The sequence below is a fragment of the Actinoplanes sp. KI2 genome, assembly GCF_025630775.1.
Classification (GTDB): Bacteria; Actinomycetota; Actinomycetes; order Mycobacteriales; family Micromonosporaceae; genus Actinoplanes.
This window is the reverse complement of sequence record NZ_JAOSZE010000013.1, coordinates 18,698-34,653: the sequence shown is the minus strand read 5'-3', so window position 1 is coordinate 34,653 and position 15,956 is coordinate 18,698. Positions and strand designations below refer to the sequence as shown.

The following is a 15,956-nucleotide window of genomic DNA, read 5'->3' as shown; positions in this document are numbered from 1 at the left end:
TATCCAGTTTTATACCGGCGACAGATCGGCGAGGTGCGGCAGCACGATGCCCAATGGGGCATCGATGAGGAGGCTTGCGTACGGCTCGCCGCGAGTCACCCCGCGATTGACGATGGCCACCCGAATGCCCCGCTTGGCGGCCCGCAGCACGAACCGCCGGCCCGACATCACGGTCAGCGACGAGCCGAGGACCAGCAGCGTGCGGCAGCTCTCGACCAGCTCGAAGGCGCGGGCGACCCGGTCGGCCGGCACCGTCTCGCCGAAGTAGACGACATCCGGTTTGAGCATCCCGCCGCAGTCCAGGCAGTCCACCACGGTGAAGCCGTCCAGCGACGTCCCGGCCAGCTCGGCGTCGCCGTCCGCGTTGAACGCCACCGCCACCCCGGCGAAGGCCGGGTTCGCGGCGTCCAGCCGGGCCGCCATGTGGTCGCGCGGGGTCGACGCGCCGCAGGCCAGGCAGGTGATCCGGGTCAGGTTGCCGTGCAGCTCCACCACGTCGCGGGCACCGGCCGCCTGGTGCAGGCCGTCCACGTTCTGGGTGACGATGCCGTCCAGCGCGCCCCGCCGTTGCAGCCGCGCCACGGCGAGGTGACCCTCGTTCGGGCGAGCCTGCCCGATCGTGTGCCATCCGAGGTGACTGCGCGCCCAGTAGCGCCGCCGCGCGATCGGATCGCGGGTGAACGTCTGGTAGGTCATCGGGGTGCTGCGCCGGGCCGAGCCGGACGGCCCGCGATAGTCCGGAATCCCGGAGTCGGTCGACAGCCCGGCCCCGCTCAGCACCACCACGCCGCCCTCGCCGATCCACTCGCCGAGGGTCGCCACCTGCTCCACCACCTGAAGGTCCACGAAGCCATCGTCCCTCGCCGGGCGGAAGCCGTCACACGCCCACGACCTGGGCAACTCGTGCATGTTGCGCCCTGATTCGGTAAGTTTGATCCCGTGACAGCTGTGGCGCGTGTGCTCCGCAGTCACTGGCTCCCCAGTGACTGGGACACTCGGCGCCTGCTGCGCTTCCTGGCCGGCCTCGCGCTGCTCGGCCTGGCCTTCACCGGGCCCGCCGCGACGACTCCGGCGCCGGTGGCGCCGTCACCCGCCGTCATCATGGCGACGTCGGCCGAGGCTTCGGTCACTCTGAGTGAGTCCGTTTCCGCGCCCTCTCCGGTACGCGTCGAAGCCGCCCCCCTCCCGGCCGAGGCGCCCGCGGTGCTCGTGGTGGTGGCCGTGATCACGGTGCTGACCGGCGCCGCGCTCCGGGTTCGCGGCGGGCGCGCCCCGCCCGTGGCCTGATCCGTCCGCCCGCGCCTTTTCCGCGTGCCGCCAGGCACGGTTCGCACCCCGAAGGCACCACGAAGGCCGCGTCCGTCATGTGAGGTGTTCCGTGGAAAACTTTCTCGTCTCCGTACCGCAGGCCGCCGCGCTCTGGGTGCTGATGCTCGTCGGCGTCGTCCTGCTCGGCCGCGCCCTGGCCCGCCGGACCCGCCCGGCCGAGGTGCCGCTGTCCGAGGCCGAGTCCGACGCCCGCCGCTACGCCGGCGAGGTGACCGTGGCCGCCGGTCGCGCCGCCGCGACCGCCGAGCGCCGCCGCGCCGACTGGGTCATCGCCCAGCAGGAGCTGGACGCCGCCTGGCTCGCCTTCGACGCGGCCGACCGGGCCGCCCGGCAGGCCGCCAAGGCCCTCGCGTACCCGCTGATGAGCCGGCGCCGCAAACCGGGCGAGAACGCGGAGCGTCAGCGTTATCTCCATCACGCGGCGAGCGCGGCCTGCCGCAACCGGGAGATCTCCATCGCCCAGCTGAACGACGTCTACGCGCACCGCGGCTGGAACCCCCGGCTGCACCCGGTGGTGCAGGAGTCGGCGCTCAAGCGGGCCGTCCGCGAGCACCGCTGGGCCGAGTACCAGAAGGCCCTCGCGACGGAGCGAAATGCCTGGCAGGAGGCCGAATTCGCGGCCGGGGCGCTGCGCAGCCTCCGGCTCGAGGCGGCGGCCGCCGTCACGCGGGCCGGAGCCGGGCAACCGGCCGGCGATGAACAGTGGTGGGCCGAGACGTGGACCACGGCCGAGCTGCCGGCGGCGGCCTGAAAGTCCTGATTGGAGGGTCTCCGCATTCTTCCGCGAGGGTCGTGCCGGGCGGGTACCGTAACCGCACGGGACGCGCGCCCGGAGACGGTAAGGGGGCCGGCGTGACGGAGACTCCGGGGGGTGCCTCCCCGCCCGCGGTTCGGATGCACCGTGCCGCGGTGGTGGAGGACGCCCTCCACGAGGTCGTCGAGCGCCGGCTGCGCGGCCGGGGCTGGCAGCCGGTGATCACGGCGTACACCGGCTACGGTGCGCCCGGCTGGTGCCGGGTGATGGCCCGGATCGTGCTCACCCGCCAGGCCGGCAAGCGTCGGCAGCGGGAAAAACTGCGCGGCTGGCGCAGCTTCCTGACCTCCCCGGTCAACAACACCCTGGTGCGCATCCAGGTGGGCGACGACGTCACCGAGACGAGGACCGACCGCAGCGGGTACGTGGACTGCCGGGTCAAGGGCGACCTCACCCCCGGCTGGGCCAGCGTGCGCCTGTCCACCGAGGGCGCGGCCCCGGTCGACGCCCCGATCCGGGTGGTCGACCCGGCCTGCCGGTTCGGCCTGATCTCCGACATCGACGACACGGTGATGGTCACCGCCCTGCCCCGCCCGCTGCTCGCCGCGTGGAACACGTTCGTCCTCGACGAGCACGCCCGGATGGCCGTCCCCGGCATGGCAGTGCTGTACGAACGCCTGGTCAACGCGAACGCGGGCGCCCCGGTCTTCTACCTGTCCACCGGGGCGTGGAACGTCGCGCCCACGCTCACCCGGTTCCTCAGCCGCCACCTGTACCCGGCCGGCCCCCTGCTGCTCACCGACTGGGGTCCCACCCCCGACCGCTGGTTCCGCAGCGGCCAGGAGCACAAGCGCACCACCCTCAAGCGCCTGGCCACCGAGTTTCCCGAGATCAAGTGGCTGCTGATCGGCGACGACGGCCAGCACGATCAGGAGATCTACTCCGAGTTCGCGCACGCCCACCCGGAAAACGTGGCGGCGGTGGCGATCCGCCGCCTGTCGCCCACCCAGTCCGTGCTGGCCGGCGCCGTCCCCGGCCCGGCCGGCAGCCCCGAGGCGGTCGGCTCCGGCGGCAAGACCTGGTTCACCGCGCCCGACGGCGCGGGGCTGTGGTCGCTACTCCGCGACACTGATGTCGTCTGAGGGCGCCGCCGGCGCGGCCGCCTCGGCGACCCGCTGGTGCAGCCGGGACCGCACCTCGTCGGGTGTGTACGCCCGGCGCTTGCGCTCCGCCCGGGCCACCACCGCCCCGGTCGCGGCGACACCTGCCAATCCGGCCAAGCCGACTACCTTCCACCAACGCATCATCCGAGGATAGACACGTGGATGCCGCTATCAGTCTCGATCAGGCACTCGATCTGACGCGTACCGGAGACATCTGGATCTTCCGAGGCCGCTCCGGTCCCGACCGGGCGATCCAGACGCTGACCAACAGCCCGGTCAACCACGTCGGCATGTCGCTGGTGATCGAGGACATGCCACCCCTGATGTGGCACGCCGAGCTGGGCAAATCGCTTCCCGACCTGTGGTCGGGCACGTTCCAGCGCGGTGTCCAGCTGCACGACCTGCGAGACGCGGTCACGGTCTGGGCCCAGCGCTACGGCCAGCGGGGCTGGCTGCGCCAGCTCGAGCCCGGCGTCACCCGCACCATGGAGGACAAGGCACTCAAGACGGTGGCCCGGCTCGACGGCACCCCCTTCCCGTCCTCGGCGCAGCTGGCGTGGCGCTGGGTGCGCGGCCGGGTGCCGCAGGTCCGCCCGCGCCGGTGGCAGCGAACCCCGCCCGGCGACGCGGGGCTGGAGACGGCGTACTGCGCCGAGGTGGTCGCGGTGACCTACGAGGACATGGGGCTGCTGCCGCGCGGCCGCCAGCCCAACTGGTACGACCCGGGCCGCTTCTGGAGCGGCGACGAGCTGGAGCTGTGCGCGGGCTTCACCCTCGGCGACGAGATCGTGGTGGAGCTCCCCGCCACCTAGCGTTCTTGGGGCCGCCCCGACCGTGCCAGGGTGCACGGCGGGCCTGGGCGGTCGCCTTGTGGCGCCTTGTCCGGCCGTTGCGGTCAGGGACCGCTCGTGCGCGGCGCGGAAGCGTTTGAGCCGATCGTGGCGGGGTGGTCGCCCGCCGCCCGAAGAGCGGGCGGGCACATGTGGTTTTCCGGCGGCCGGACGACAACACGAGGTCATCGTCCAGCCGCCGTTCTTCGGCAAGGCGCTTGAACCTGACGACGAGGCGCGGGTCGAGTACCTACCGTCCGATCCCGCCGCTGCCCGCCGCGTCGGCGTCCATGAGCTGATCGGCTACGCCGCAGTCCACCACGAAACGCAGTTTCACTCCAAGAATTAATTTCTCGGGTCAGGCATCAACAACTCGGGCTCGCCGGCGCACTTAGTAGCGGCGGCGCGAAGAGGAGGAGTTTGCCACGGACGCTGGTGGCGTCGCAAAAAGCCGCCCCGCGTCGAAAAGCAGTCGATCGAGACCCGAAACAAGGAACTGGTTGGTCATGGACAATGAGTTCGAAAACATGTCTTGGCAGTCGTCAAGTGCCTGCAGTGGAGGGCATTGTGTAGAGGTGGCGTTTGCCGGGTCCTGGGTGGTTCTGCGGAATTCGAAGTACGTGGCGGGTCCCGTCGTGATCTGCACGAGGAGTGCGTGGGAAGAGTTCAGGCTCGGCGTGCTGAATGACGAATTCGACCTGTGCTGAGTATCCGGACTCGGGGCCGGCCGCGCCGAGAGGCCGCAATCGATGCCACGGAGGCGCCGAATGCTGCCCCCGCGGCAAGGGCGAAACCCGTTGCCTTGATGCGGCTCTGCCTGACCGGACGGCTCCCCGGAGCGCCCGCCGAGACACTTGCGGAGCAGTCCGGGGTTCTTCTCGTCGCACGGTGCCCGACCTCGTCGACCATCGAAACGAATCGCCGCTCTGAGGGAGTTTGGTGGCCGGCGTTCCAGAGCGGCGCGCCGTCCTCGCGCCACCACTCCGCAAAAGTTCCGAATCTCATCAGTGTGCCGATTTCAGCCTCCGCGTTCGCGTCGTCGACTTCTCCGCATCGCCAGAAGAAGTAGATGGTCTGAAGACGGAGATTGAAGTATGCCCACAACGGCAGGGCGTCGTTGTTGTGGCCCTCTCGCATGGCGCGCTCGTAGGTCGGATGGTCGATCACCGTACGCAGAAGATCGAAGTGCAACGAGCGTAGCGAAAGGGCTTGCTGGAATGCGGACTGGCGGTTGAGGGTGAAGAGGGTGAACATGACTCCGATGAAGGCGAGACCGCTGAAGACAGCCGCGGCCGCGCCATAGGATTGCCCCACGTCGGACAGCTTCGACCAATCGTCGCTGAAGGGCGCCACGGCGGACAGTACAAACGGCGAAGCCAGCAGGATTGCGGCCGTCGCGACTATCGCCACGACTGCCCCGGCCGTCGAGTAGGTTCGTGTGCTCAGTCGCCTCCGGGATTTGATCATGCCGACCTCGCCGAGAGTTTGATATTGGGCAACGACCAGGAGCCAGGCGTGCGGTACCGGATTCCAGTTAGCCACAGCCGTGCGTGCCCGGTCGAGGCACCTCTTCGGACCGGCTTACGGAGCACTGCCGGCAGGCAGCCCCGTGCATGAACACTTGGGGCGGCCGCGCCCAAACGTCAGCGGCCGCCCACACCTGTGTTGTTTACCGAGCGTCAAACAACCTCGGCGGCGGGCGCAGGCCCGCGCTTCATGATCACTTTTCCGCCTGGAAGAACAGGTTGAAAACCGCTTCCTTGGCGGTCAGACCCCGGACGTCGATGTAGGCGACTCCCTGACCTGAATTCAGGCACGCCGCGGCCACTACCGGGCGCGGTGCCTCGGGATATTTCGGAGAGTCGAACCTTCTTTCGCACTCGAACTGGGTGACCGACGTTCCACCCGTCGGTGCGGAGCGCGTTGCGATGCTCTCGTTCACGACGAGTCCCACGCCGTTGTAGACCACGTCGGTGTTTTTTGCTCCGACGGCGCATCTGTCCAGTTCGACGCCGGTGTCCAGGGGCAAGACAATTGGCTTCCTGGCGCAGGTTCCTGCGCCGGATTCGTCGGGACGTGCCGGTAGGCCGGATGTCGCCGCCAAGGTCGGCTCCGGAGCGGCCGCTGTGAGGCCGGTCGAGTCAGCGGGTCGCTGCACCGTCGCCAGGTGCGACTGCGAAAGGGTCGGAAATGTGCGGGCCGATCCCGGCGCGGGTTTCGGCAGGCCCGGCGGCGGAGCCGCGGCGGGAAGGTCGCGGACAATGGCGGAATCCCGGGCGGCAGCCGATGTCGATCGAATCTGCTGCTGGCAAGCGTATCCAGCAACCACCAGGACGAACGCCATGATCAACGCGAAGAACGCCGTCTTCGCCGGGGTGAAATGAATGGCGCCGTACCGGGCGATGGCCATGCCCTTCGCTCCGGAGCGGGCCGGGCCCTTCGGCATCCGGCAGGCCGGTGCGCGATGTGGACGATGGTCGGCGGCGCTCAAGGCTCGCTGTTTGACGGCTGCGAGGCCGGCGTCCAAGTCGAAGCCCAGACGGTCGACCTCCTGCTGGGCCTCTTGGCCGGCACGTTCGAGAAACGCCTTCTCCGCCGGTGTCAAAGCGGCGTCCTTCGGTTGCCTAGGCATCCTCCGCCCCTTCCTTGTCAATCACGGACTGTAGGTTCTTGCGGGCTTGATGTAGGTGGCTTCGGACCGTCGACTGCGTGACGTTCATGAACTGGGCTGTCTCCTCGAATGAGTGCCCTTCTAGGAGCATGACGAGCACGATCCTTTGCCGCGTGGGCAGCAGATCGGTAAGCTTGAGTGCCTTGGCGGCCGCGATCTTGTCGAGTACTTGGGACTCGACGGGCGCCGTGCTTTGCGAGCTCAAAAACTGCGGAAGCCTGATGCGGAAATTTCTTTCACGATTGTCGTGACGAATGCCCTCGCGAACCATGATCTTCTTCACATAGTTGAAACGGGCGCCAGGGTGCATTGATTGGATCTTCGGCCACCTTAGAAATGCTTTTATCATCGCCTGCGCCACCAGGTCCTCACCCATGTCGCCAAACATCTGCCTCGCGATGCGGGCAAGCTTGGGTTGGGCGTCCCGATAGAAGTCGTCGAAAGTGCATGGCGGAGTTGATCCGTCGTCACGCTCGTCGTCGCCGGACGCCAGCGCGATATTCTGCGTCATCGTTCGCCTGCCCTGGAGTTGGCCCAGTAGCTGATCCGGGTTCGTCGGACCGGTCCCCGATCACGAACAATTTCCACGCGGACGCCGTCATTGCTTGTCATGGCTCGATTCCTTCGGTGGTGTGGCGAAGAGGTAGGTCCTCGATGCAAAGCCGAGTGCGGCTCGGAATCCGGCACGTGATCCCCAAATGGCTCTCCCTTGTCAAGTAGCGAGCAAGTGACTTGCACAGGAAGGACGCGTCGGGGGGAGCCTGCGTTCAGTTGAAGCCCGATAAATCCCCCGAAAGGTTTAAATACCTTAAAATGACTATGCCGGGCATGTGTGGTACGTACCATGCGCAACGCTCTCGGCCACCCACCGCTTGGCCTCCTCGCACGCCAATGGGGGTAAACCACTCCTCCCGGATGCGCCGGCATCGCGGAACACGTCGGCCGAGGACGGATGCCTGATGGACAACCGCACCGGGTGTGGTGAGGTTGTTCGCATGGGTACGTGCCTGGTCGGCCGGGTTGCCGAGGTCGTCGCGCTGGACGAGCTGCGCGCCGCGGCCGAGCGCGGCTCCGGGGCGGTGGCGCTGCTGACCGGCGAGGCGGGCATCGGCAAGACGGCCGTCGTGGAGGAGGCCGTCTCCCGGGCCGCGGCCGCCGGGGTCACGGTGCTGACCGGGCGCGCCGACCCGGACGAGGGTGCGCCCGCCTTCTGGCCCTGGCTGCGGCTGCTCGACTCCGATGTGGACGGCCTGTCGCCGTCGCTGCTGGCGCTCACCGACGAGGGGGAGCCGGCCGCGGCGGCGCGGTTCCGGGCGATCCGGGACGTGCTCGCGGCGCTGACCGCGGCGGCCGCGCGCACGCCGCTCGTGCTGGTGCTCGAGGACCTGCACTGGGCCGACCCCTCGTCGCTGGCCCTGTTGGCGGCGCTGGCCCGCGAGGTGTCCGCGAGCCGGATCCTGGTGCTCGGCACCTCCCGCACCGAGCTCGACCTGCCGGAGGCGACCGTCCTGCCGCTCGGCCCCTGGGATGTCGCGGCGGTGGCGGCCTACCTCGGCCGGCTCGGGGCGGCGCACGGCACCTGGGCGGCGGTGGTGCACGAGCTGGGCGGCGGAAACCCGCTCTACACCCGGGAGCTGGGCCGGCTGCTGGTCCGCGAGGGCCGGCTGGAACGCCCGGCCGGCGACATCGACCTGCCGGACGGCCTGCGCCGCCTGGTGACCCGCCGCACCGCCCAGCTGACGCCGGCCTGCCGCGAGGCGCTGGGAGTGGCCGCGGCCTTCGGCGCCGAGGTGGACACCACCGTCCTGGACCTCGCCGAGCTGACCGAGGCGATCGAGGCGGGGGTGCTCGTCGACGATCCCTGGGCGCCGGCCCGGCCGCGGTTCGCCCATGAGCTCGTCCGGCAGGCCTGCTACGCCGACCTGAGCCGGGATGCCCGGATCCGGGCGCACGCGCGGATCGCGGACGCGCTGGCCGCGACGGGCGCCGGGCCGATCGAGATCGCCCGCCACCGGGTGCGGGCCGCCACCGACGCCGCCTCCCGCCGGCTCGCGGCCGAGGCGTGCCTGGCCGCCGCCCGCCAGGCGACCGCCGCGCTGGACCACGGCGAGGCCGTCCGCTGGCTGACCCGGGCCCTGGAGAACGAACCGAGCTCGGCGATCCGGCTCGAGCGGGCGGGGGCCGCCTATCGCGACGGCCAACTCGACCTCGCCGTGAGCGACTGCGAGGCGATCGTCGACCAGGTCGGCGCGCCCGCGGCCCTGGTCGTCCGGGGGCTGGGCGGGCTCGGCGGCCCGTTGGCGCCCGCCCTGCTGCGCCTCTGCGAACGCGCTCTCGCCCACGACCTCGGCGACGCCGACCGGGCCCAGGTTCTCGCCCAGTACGCCTTCCTCATCGCCGAGATGCACGACGGGCCGCGGGCCGAGCCGATCAGCCGGGAGGCGATGGCCCTGGCCGAACGGTCCGGCCACCCCGGTGCCCTGGTCGCCGCGATCCACGCCCGGCACGAGATCGTCGACCCGATGCTCGGCGTGGACGAGGTGCTCGACATGGCCCGCCGCGGGGCCGAACTGGCCGTACCGGGCGGGCGGCCGGACGCCGAGCTGTGGAGTCGCGTGTGGCGGCTGGACGCGTACCTCTGCCTCGGTGATCTGGCCGGTTTCGACGCCGAGCAGGCCCGGCTCGCCGAGCTGGCGGACCGCCTGGGCTGGCCGGTCGCGCGCTGGCACCACCTGCGCGCCCGAGCCGTCCGGCACATGCTGTCGGGACACCTCGCCGAGGCGCTCGCCACCGCGGTCGAGGCCCGCGACCTGGCGCTGCGTGCCCAGGACACCTCCGCCCGGCTGCTGCTGCCGGCGTTCCAGGACGGGCTCGGGCTGCTCACCGGCGACATCCCGGGCTGGGACAACGATCTGGCCGAGATCGCGGTGGCCATACCCGGCGTCCCGATCGGCGTGACCATGCTGGCCCGCATCGCCATGCGGGTGGGGGACCGCGGCGTGGCCGTCGAGCAGGTCGCCCAGTTGCGCGGGATTCTGCCGAGGCTGCCGGTCGACGGGCGCCGGCCGTTCATTCTGATCTCGGCCGGCGAGGTCGCGGCCTGGGTGGGTGACCTGGAGTTCGCTGCGGAGTGTTACCGGCTGGCGCTGCCGTATGCGGGTCGCTACATGAACAACATGTCCTCCTGTAACGGCGCCGCGGACCGGTCGCTCGGCGTGATCGCCGCGGCCCTGCGGGAACCGGCCGCCGTGCGCCACCTGACCGACGCGATCGCGATGGAGGAGCGCCTCGGCTCACCGCCGTTCCTGGCGCTGGCGCAGCTGACCTTCGCCCGGCACGCCGCCGGCACCGACCCGAAGAAGGCCCGGGACATGGCCGGCCGCGCGCTCGCCATCGCCCGCCGCCTCGGCCTGCCCAAGATCGCCGAGGAGGCCGCTACGCTGGCCGGGGACGACCTGCTCACCGCGCGGGAACGGGAGATCGCCGGGCTGGTCGCGACCGGCCTGTCCAACCGGGACGTCGCGGACCGGCTGTTCCTGTCCGAGCGTACGGTCGAGACACACGTCCGCAGCATCCTGCGCAAGCTCGGACTGAGCGGCCGCGCCGACCTACGTGGCACATCTCAGTACCAGCACTGACGCCCGCGCCCGCGGAACGTCCGACGCTGACGGCATGACAACCAACCTGAGCACCGACCTCCGTCCCGGCACCTACCTCATCGATCAAGACCAATCAGTGTGTACGCTGCACGCCGCACACGCCTTCGGCCTCAAGCCGGTCACCGCCACCATGGCGATCCGGGCGGGCACGGTCACCATCGGCGCCGACCCGGCCCAGTCGAGCGCCTCGGCGCAACTCGACGCGGCCACCTTCCGCAGCGACGACCCGCGGCGCGACAAGGACATCCGCGGGAAGCGGTTCCTCGCCGCCGCCGACCACCCGGTGATCGCCTTCCGCAGCACCGGCTGCACCCGGTCGGCGGCCGGCTGGCGGATGACCGGCATGCTCTCGGTCCGGGGCACCGACAGCGAGGTGACCCTGACCCTGTATGCCGTCGAGCCGACCACGACCGGCTACCGCTGCACCGCGAGCTGCACCCTGGACCGGGTGACCGCCGGCGTGAAGGCGGGCCGGGGCATCATCGCCCGGCCCGTCCGGCTGGAGCTCGAGGTCTACTTCCGGTCATAGATCAAGATCTACTTCCGGTCGTAGATCAGGCAGATCGCGCCCGACTCGGTCGTCGCCAGGTCGGTCAGCGACCAGGACCCGGCGGGCAGGCCGTCGTCGAGCAGGCGACGGCCCCCGCCGACGATCTCGGGGCAGAGCGTGATGCTCAGCCGGTCGAGCTCGCCGGCCTCCAGCAGCGCCCGGATCACGCTGGCGCTGGCGAGCACGATGATGTCGCCGCCCGGCCGCTCGCGCAGCTCCCGGACGACCGAGGCCGGGTCGGCGCCGGCGAGCCGGGAGTTCTCCCACGGCGCGTCGGTCAGCGTCGTCGAGAAGACCACCTTCTCCACCGCGTTGAGCCACTCGGCGAAGGCGCGGTCGCGGGGGTCGGCGTTCTCGTCCTTGGCAACGGCCGGCCAGAAGCCGCCGAAGCCCTGGTAGTTCTTCCGGCCGAGCAGGGCGGTGGTGGCCGGTCCGGTCACCCGGATCATGTGCTCGCGGGCCGCCCCGGTCACCGCGTGCGGGACGATCCAGCCCATGTCGAACTCGCCGCCGGCGCCGCTGATCCGGCCGTCGAGGGAGAGGGAGATGTTGCCGACCACTCGGCGGCCGCTGCTGTTCTGGCTGTTCGCGTTCGATGTCATGCCCTGAATCCTGTCCGCCTGGCCCGGGAAGAACATCTGCCACCTGGCAGACTTCCGGGGATGCCGGCTTCTCCGCCACCCGAGCTGACGAGCTTCGTCGGCCGAGCCGAGGAGCTGGCCGCGATCGAGCCGGCAGTGACCGCCGGTCGACTGCTGACCCTGGTCGGCCCGGGCGGCTGCGGAAAGACCCGGCTCGCGATCCGGGTCGCCCGCGCGGCGGCCGACTCGTGCTGGGTCGGCCTCGAGGCGCTGGACGGGTCCGGGGAGAACGACCCCGACCCCGAGCGGGTCGGGCGCCGGGCCGCCGAGGCGCTGGAGGTGCTGGTGCCGGCCGGCTTCGACCCGGTGCCGGCGGTGGTCGCCGCGCTGCGCGACCGCGAGCTGACGATCGTGCTGGACAACTGCGAGCACGTCCTGGACGGCGCGGCCCGGCTGGCCGCGGCGATCCTGGCCGGCTGCCCGGGCGTCGCGGTGCTGGCCACCAGTCGCGCCCCGCTGGGCGCTGCCGGCGAGCGGGTGTGGCGGGTGCCGCCGCTGAGCCTGGCCGACGCGCTGGCGCTGTTCCTCGAACGATCCAGGATCGGTGACAGCGCCGGGGCCCGGCGGCTCTGCGACCGGCTCGACCGGCTGCCGCTCGCCCTGGAGCTGGCCGCCGGCTGGGCCGGCACGCTCTCCGTGTCCCAGATCGCCGACTCGCTGGGCAGCCCGTTCACCCTGCTGGAGGGCGGCGCGCGGACCGCACCGTTCCGGCAGCAGACCCTCGAAGGCTCGATGCGCTGGAGCCACGACCTGCTCGACGAGGACGAGCGGGTGCTGTTCCGGCGGCTGGCTGTTTACGAGCCGGGCTTCGGCGCGGGGGCCGTGCTGGTCGAGCCCCACGGCCTGCGGGCGCTGCGCGGGCTGGTCGACAAATCGCTGGTGGTGGCCGACACCACCGGCAGCGAGGCGACCTACCGGATGTTGGGCGTGGTCCGGGCGTACGCGATGGATCGGTTGACGGAGGCCGGCGAGATGACCGGCATCCGCGACCGGCACCTCGATCTGCACCTCGACCTGGTGGAGCAGCTGGCACCGACGCTGACCACGGACAAGGACGAGTGGCGGGCGCGGGTCGGTGCGGCGTACCCGAACATCCGCGCGGCGATCGAGTGGGGGCTTTCCCAACCGGACCCGAGCCGGGGCCGGCGGCTCGCGGTGGCCTGCGCGTGGCTGTGGCATCTGGAGGGGCGCGGCGGCGAGGGCGTACGGCTGCTCCGCCGGGCCGCCGATCGCGGCGCGAACGAGCGGACCCCGCTGCAGGCCGACGTGCTGGCGGCGTTCGCGCTGGTGGCCGACACCGGGCTGCCGGGCATGGAGGCGTACCAGGTGGCGCACGCCGCCCGGGAGCTGGCGGTCGAGGCCGGCGCGCCGGCGGCCGCCCGGATCAGCCGGGCCCTGACCGCGGTCGGGCACCTGATGGTCGGCCTCGACGCGGCCCTCGACGAGGCCCGGGCGGCCCGGGCGGAGGCGCTCGCGGCCGGCGACCTGTTCGTCGCCGACTCGGCCGAGGCGCTCATCGGGCTGATCCACGTGCTGGCCGACCGGTATCCGGAGGCGATCGGGCACCTCGAGGCGGCGGTGGCGGGGCCGATCGCCCGGGGTGATCGGGGCGTGGCGGCGCTCGCGCTGTGCTGGCTGGCGCTGGCCACCGCGCGGGCGGGCGATCTGCGGCGCGCCGGGGAGCTGGCCGAGCGGGCGGTCGAGACGGCGGCGCCGCTACGGGACTTCCACTGGACCGGCTCGACCCGGTGCGTGCTGGCCGAGATCCGGGTGTTGCAGGGGCGGGTGGCGGAGGCCGAGCGGGCGCTGGCGCCGATCGAATCGCTGCTCGCCGGGGACCTCCCGTTCATCACCGGGTGGGAACGGACCAAGGCGATGCTGGCGCTGGCCGGCGGGCGCCCGGCGGAGGCGGTGCGGTGGTGCCGGCTGGAGGGGCGGTGGCAGCCGGCGCCCAGCGACGAAGGGCTGGCGCCGGAGACCCGGCTGGTGCTGGCCGGCGCGCTGCGGCTGGCGGGCGAGCACGAGGCCGCCGGCCGGACCCTCGCGGCGCTGGAGAGCGCGCCCCTGACGCCGGCGATGCCCCGGATCCGGGCCGGGGTGGTCGACGAGTGGGCGCTGCTCGTGCACGACAGCGATCCCGAACGGGCGCTGCGGCTGCATCACGAGGCGTTGCGCATCCGGATGGACCACGACCTGGTGCTCGGCTACCTCGCCAGCCTGGAGGCGCTGGCCGAGCTGCACCGGCGGCGCGGCGCGGCCGAGCTCGCCGGGATGCTGACCGGTGCGGCCGAGCGCGCTAGGGAGGACGCCGGTGCCGCGCCGCGCAGCCGGCCGGAGGGCACCGCGTCGGCGCTGCCGGCGGACGCCCTCGACCGCGGCCGGGAGATGGAGGTGCGGGCGGCCGTCGCCTACGCCGCCAAGGCCCGCGGGCCGCGCCGGCGCCCGGACGCCGGCTGGGAAAGCCTGACCCCGGCCGAGGTGTCCGTCGTCGAGCTGGCGGTGCAGGGTCTCTCCAATGTGGAGATCGGCGCGCGGCTCTTCATCGGCCGGGGGACGGTGAAGACCCACCTGGCCCATGTCTACGCGAAACTTCAGGTCGCCAACCGGACCGAGCTGGCCCGGTTGGCGACCGAACGCCGCGACGCGGCGGGCTGACCTCAGCGGCCGCCCCGCCGGCGACCGCCGGCCCGGCTGGAGGCGGAGAACGCCGCCGCCCCGCCGCCACCGGAGGCCGCGGCCGGCCCCGAACGGGTGCGGGCCTGGCCACCGGAGCTCGCCGCCGCCGAACGGGTGCGGGCCTGGCCACCGGAGCTCGCCGCCGCCGAACGGGTGCGGGCCTGCCCACCGGAGCTCGCCGCCGCCGAGCGGGTGCGGGACTGACCGCGCGATCCTTGGCCGGCCGCATCCGGCTGCGCCGCGCCGCGCCCGTGGGAGCGGCCCGGACGGCCGCCGGCGGGTGTCCCGGGGCCCGGCCGGGTCGCCGGAGCCGGGGCGACCGGCGCCGCGACGAACCGGCGCTCCCCGGGTGCCAGCTCGGCCAGCAGCGGGTCGCCCGGCCGGATCCGGCTGGTGGTCGGGCGCACGCCGGCCTTGCGGGTCAGATCACGCACCTCCGCCTGCTGATCGTCGGTCATCAGGGTGACCACCGTGCCCTGCGCCCCAGCCCGGGCCGTCCGCCCCGACCGGTGCAGGTAGGCCTTGTGCTCGACCGGCGGATCGGCGTGGATCACCAGTGCGACGTCGTCGACGTGGATGCCGCGGGCCGCGATGTCCGTCGCCACCAGCGTCTCCGCGCTGCCGTCGGCGAACGCCGCCAGGTTCCGGTTGCGGGCGTTCTGGGCGAGGTTCCCGTGCAGCTCGACGGCCGGCACCCCGGCCGCAACCAGCTGCCGGGTCAGCACCTTGGCCCGCCGCTTGGTCCGGGTGAAGACCACCGTCCGGCCGGGCGCGGCCAGCAGGTCCACCAGCACGTGGAAGCGGTCGTCCCCGCGCACGTGCAGCACGTGGTGGGTCATCTCGACCGCCTTCTCGGCGAGCGAGTGCGTCACCGGCTTCCGCAGGAAGCGCTTGACCAGCACGTCGACCCCGTTGTCCAGGGTCGCCGAGAAGAGCAGCCGCTGCCCGTCCCGCGGGGTCTGCTCGAGCAGCCGGCGGACCACCGGCAGGAAGCCCAGGTCGGCCATGTGGTCGGCCTCGTCGAGCACGGTGATCTCGACCGCGTCCAGCGAGGCGTGCCCGTTGCGCAGGTGGTCGTCGAGCCGGCCGGGGCAGGCCACCAGCACGTCGACGCCGGCGGCGAGGCCCTTGATCTGCGGGCCGGGTCCGACGCCGCCGAAGACGACCAGCGTGCGCAGGCCGAGCGCGGCGGCGAGCGGGGCGAGGCTGGCGTCGATCTGGCTGGCCAGCTCGCGGGTGGGCGCCAGGATCAGGGCGCGCGGCCGGCCGGCCCGGCGGGGCGTGCGCGAGGCGGCCAGCCGGGTCAGTACCGGCAGCACGAACGCGTACGTCTTGCCGGATCCGGTCTTCCCGCGGCCGAGGACGTCCCGGCCGGCGAGCGAGTCGGGCAGGGTGGCCGCCTGGATCGGGAACGGGGTGGTGATGCCGAGTTCGGCAAGGGCCGTGGTGAGGACGGCCGGTACGCCGAGCTCGGTGAACGTGGTCATGTAGCAGGTACTCCAAGGGGTCGCCGGTGGGACCGAACGATCAAGCATAGAAGCACCCGCCCAATGGCAACGGACCGTGCTGAGAAGCAACCGCTCCGCAACCGTCCCAGACCTGATTGGCACTCAATGCCGATCACCGTTTCTCCTCAGTGCCCGGGAACCCCGGACCGGGCGTTACCGCGAGGAGACCCCCACC

General features: G+C 72.0%; 15 protein-coding genes. 8 read left to right on the top strand and 7 right to left on the bottom strand.

Annotated elements, in window-relative coordinates:
* Positions 1–9: 9 nt before the first annotated feature.
* Positions 10–846, bottom strand: a complete 837-nt coding sequence (locus ODJ79_RS15265; protein ID WP_263024097.1) for an NAD-dependent protein deacetylase — start codon at positions 844–846, stop codon at positions 10–12.
* 93 nt (positions 847–939) lie between these two features.
* Here ODJ79_RS15265 and ODJ79_RS15260 point away from each other — a divergent pair, with 93 nt between their 5' ends.
* The 3 genes from ODJ79_RS15260 to ODJ79_RS15250 all read left to right on the top strand — a co-directional run bounded on the left by ODJ79_RS15260 (position 940) and on the right by ODJ79_RS15250 (position 3,225).
* On the top strand, positions 940–1,287 hold the full coding sequence (locus ODJ79_RS15260) for a hypothetical protein (RefSeq protein WP_263024096.1): 348 nt from the start codon (positions 940–942) through the stop codon (positions 1,285–1,287).
* Between the two features lie 91 nt (positions 1,288–1,378).
* Entirely contained in the window at positions 1,379–2,080 is a 702-nt protein-coding gene (locus ODJ79_RS15255) for a hypothetical protein (protein WP_263024095.1), read from the top strand.
* A 143-nt stretch (positions 2,081–2,223) separates the two neighbouring features.
* Entirely contained in the window at positions 2,224–3,225 is a 1,002-nt protein-coding gene (locus ODJ79_RS15250) for an App1 family protein (RefSeq protein WP_263024260.1), read from the top strand.
* Here the strand turns inward: ODJ79_RS15250 and ODJ79_RS15245 are convergent.
* Complete coding sequence (locus tag ODJ79_RS15245) at positions 3,199–3,363, bottom strand: hypothetical protein (RefSeq protein ID WP_263024094.1); 165 nt, start codon at positions 3,361–3,363, stop codon at positions 3,199–3,201. The two genes, ODJ79_RS15250 and ODJ79_RS15245, sit on opposite strands and share 27 nt — an antisense overlap.
* A gap of 41 nt (positions 3,364–3,404) precedes the next feature.
* On the opposite strand from ODJ79_RS15245, the gene ODJ79_RS15240 reads away from it, so the two are divergent.
* Entirely contained in the window at positions 3,405–4,058 is a 654-nt protein-coding gene (locus tag ODJ79_RS15240; RefSeq protein ID WP_263024093.1) for a hypothetical protein, read from the top strand.
* Between the two features lie 524 nt (positions 4,059–4,582).
* Positions 4,583–4,783 (top strand): DUF397 domain-containing protein, encoded by a 201-nt coding sequence (locus tag ODJ79_RS47150; RefSeq protein ID WP_411267320.1) that lies wholly within the window; start codon positions 4,583–4,585, stop codon positions 4,781–4,783.
* Here ODJ79_RS47150 and ODJ79_RS15235 read toward each other — a convergent pair.
* The 3 genes from ODJ79_RS15235 to ODJ79_RS15225 all read right to left on the bottom strand — a co-directional run bounded on the left by ODJ79_RS15235 (position 4,743) and on the right by ODJ79_RS15225 (position 7,258).
* Entirely contained in the window at positions 4,743–5,618 is an 876-nt protein-coding gene (locus ODJ79_RS15235) for a DUF6082 family protein (RefSeq protein ID WP_263024092.1), read from the bottom strand. The two genes, ODJ79_RS47150 and ODJ79_RS15235, sit on opposite strands and share 41 nt — an antisense overlap.
* Before the next feature lie 178 nt (positions 5,619–5,796).
* Complete coding sequence (locus ODJ79_RS15230) at positions 5,797–6,681, bottom strand: hypothetical protein (protein ID WP_263024091.1); 885 nt, start codon at positions 6,679–6,681, stop codon at positions 5,797–5,799.
* 19 nt (positions 6,682–6,700) lie between these two features.
* Positions 6,701–7,258 (bottom strand): RNA polymerase sigma factor, encoded by a 558-nt coding sequence (locus tag ODJ79_RS15225; protein WP_263024090.1) that lies wholly within the window; start codon positions 7,256–7,258, stop codon positions 6,701–6,703.
* Positions 7,259–7,742: 484 nt separating this feature from the next.
* Here ODJ79_RS15225 and ODJ79_RS15220 point away from each other — a divergent pair, with 484 nt between their 5' ends.
* Together ODJ79_RS15220 and ODJ79_RS15215 are read left to right on the top strand one after the other, a co-directional pair.
* Positions 7,743–10,385, top strand: coding sequence for an ATP-binding protein (locus ODJ79_RS15220; RefSeq protein WP_263024089.1), 2,643 nt, complete (start codon positions 7,743–7,745; stop codon positions 10,383–10,385).
* A gap of 34 nt (positions 10,386–10,419) precedes the next feature.
* Positions 10,420–10,935 (top strand): YceI family protein, encoded by a 516-nt coding sequence (locus ODJ79_RS15215; RefSeq protein ID WP_263024088.1) that lies wholly within the window; start codon positions 10,420–10,422, stop codon positions 10,933–10,935.
* Positions 10,936–10,943: 8 nt separating this feature from the next.
* Here the strand turns inward: ODJ79_RS15215 and ODJ79_RS15210 are convergent, their stop codons facing one another.
* Complete coding sequence (locus ODJ79_RS15210) at positions 10,944–11,558, bottom strand: dihydrofolate reductase family protein (RefSeq protein ID WP_263024087.1); 615 nt, start codon at positions 11,556–11,558, stop codon at positions 10,944–10,946.
* 60 nt (positions 11,559–11,618) lie between these two features.
* Between ODJ79_RS15210 and ODJ79_RS15205 the strand changes: the two genes are divergently transcribed.
* Positions 11,619–14,252 carry a helix-turn-helix transcriptional regulator gene (locus tag ODJ79_RS15205; protein WP_263024086.1) on the top strand — a complete coding sequence of 878 codons (2,634 nt, stop codon included), beginning with the start codon at positions 11,619–11,621 and terminating at the stop codon, positions 14,250–14,252.
* 2 nt (positions 14,253–14,254) lie between these two features.
* On the opposite strand, the gene ODJ79_RS15200 is transcribed toward ODJ79_RS15205, so the two are convergent.
* Complete coding sequence (locus ODJ79_RS15200; RefSeq protein WP_263024085.1) at positions 14,255–15,760, bottom strand: DEAD/DEAH box helicase; 1,506 nt, start codon at positions 15,758–15,760, stop codon at positions 14,255–14,257.
* Positions 15,761–15,956 lie beyond the last annotated feature (196 nt).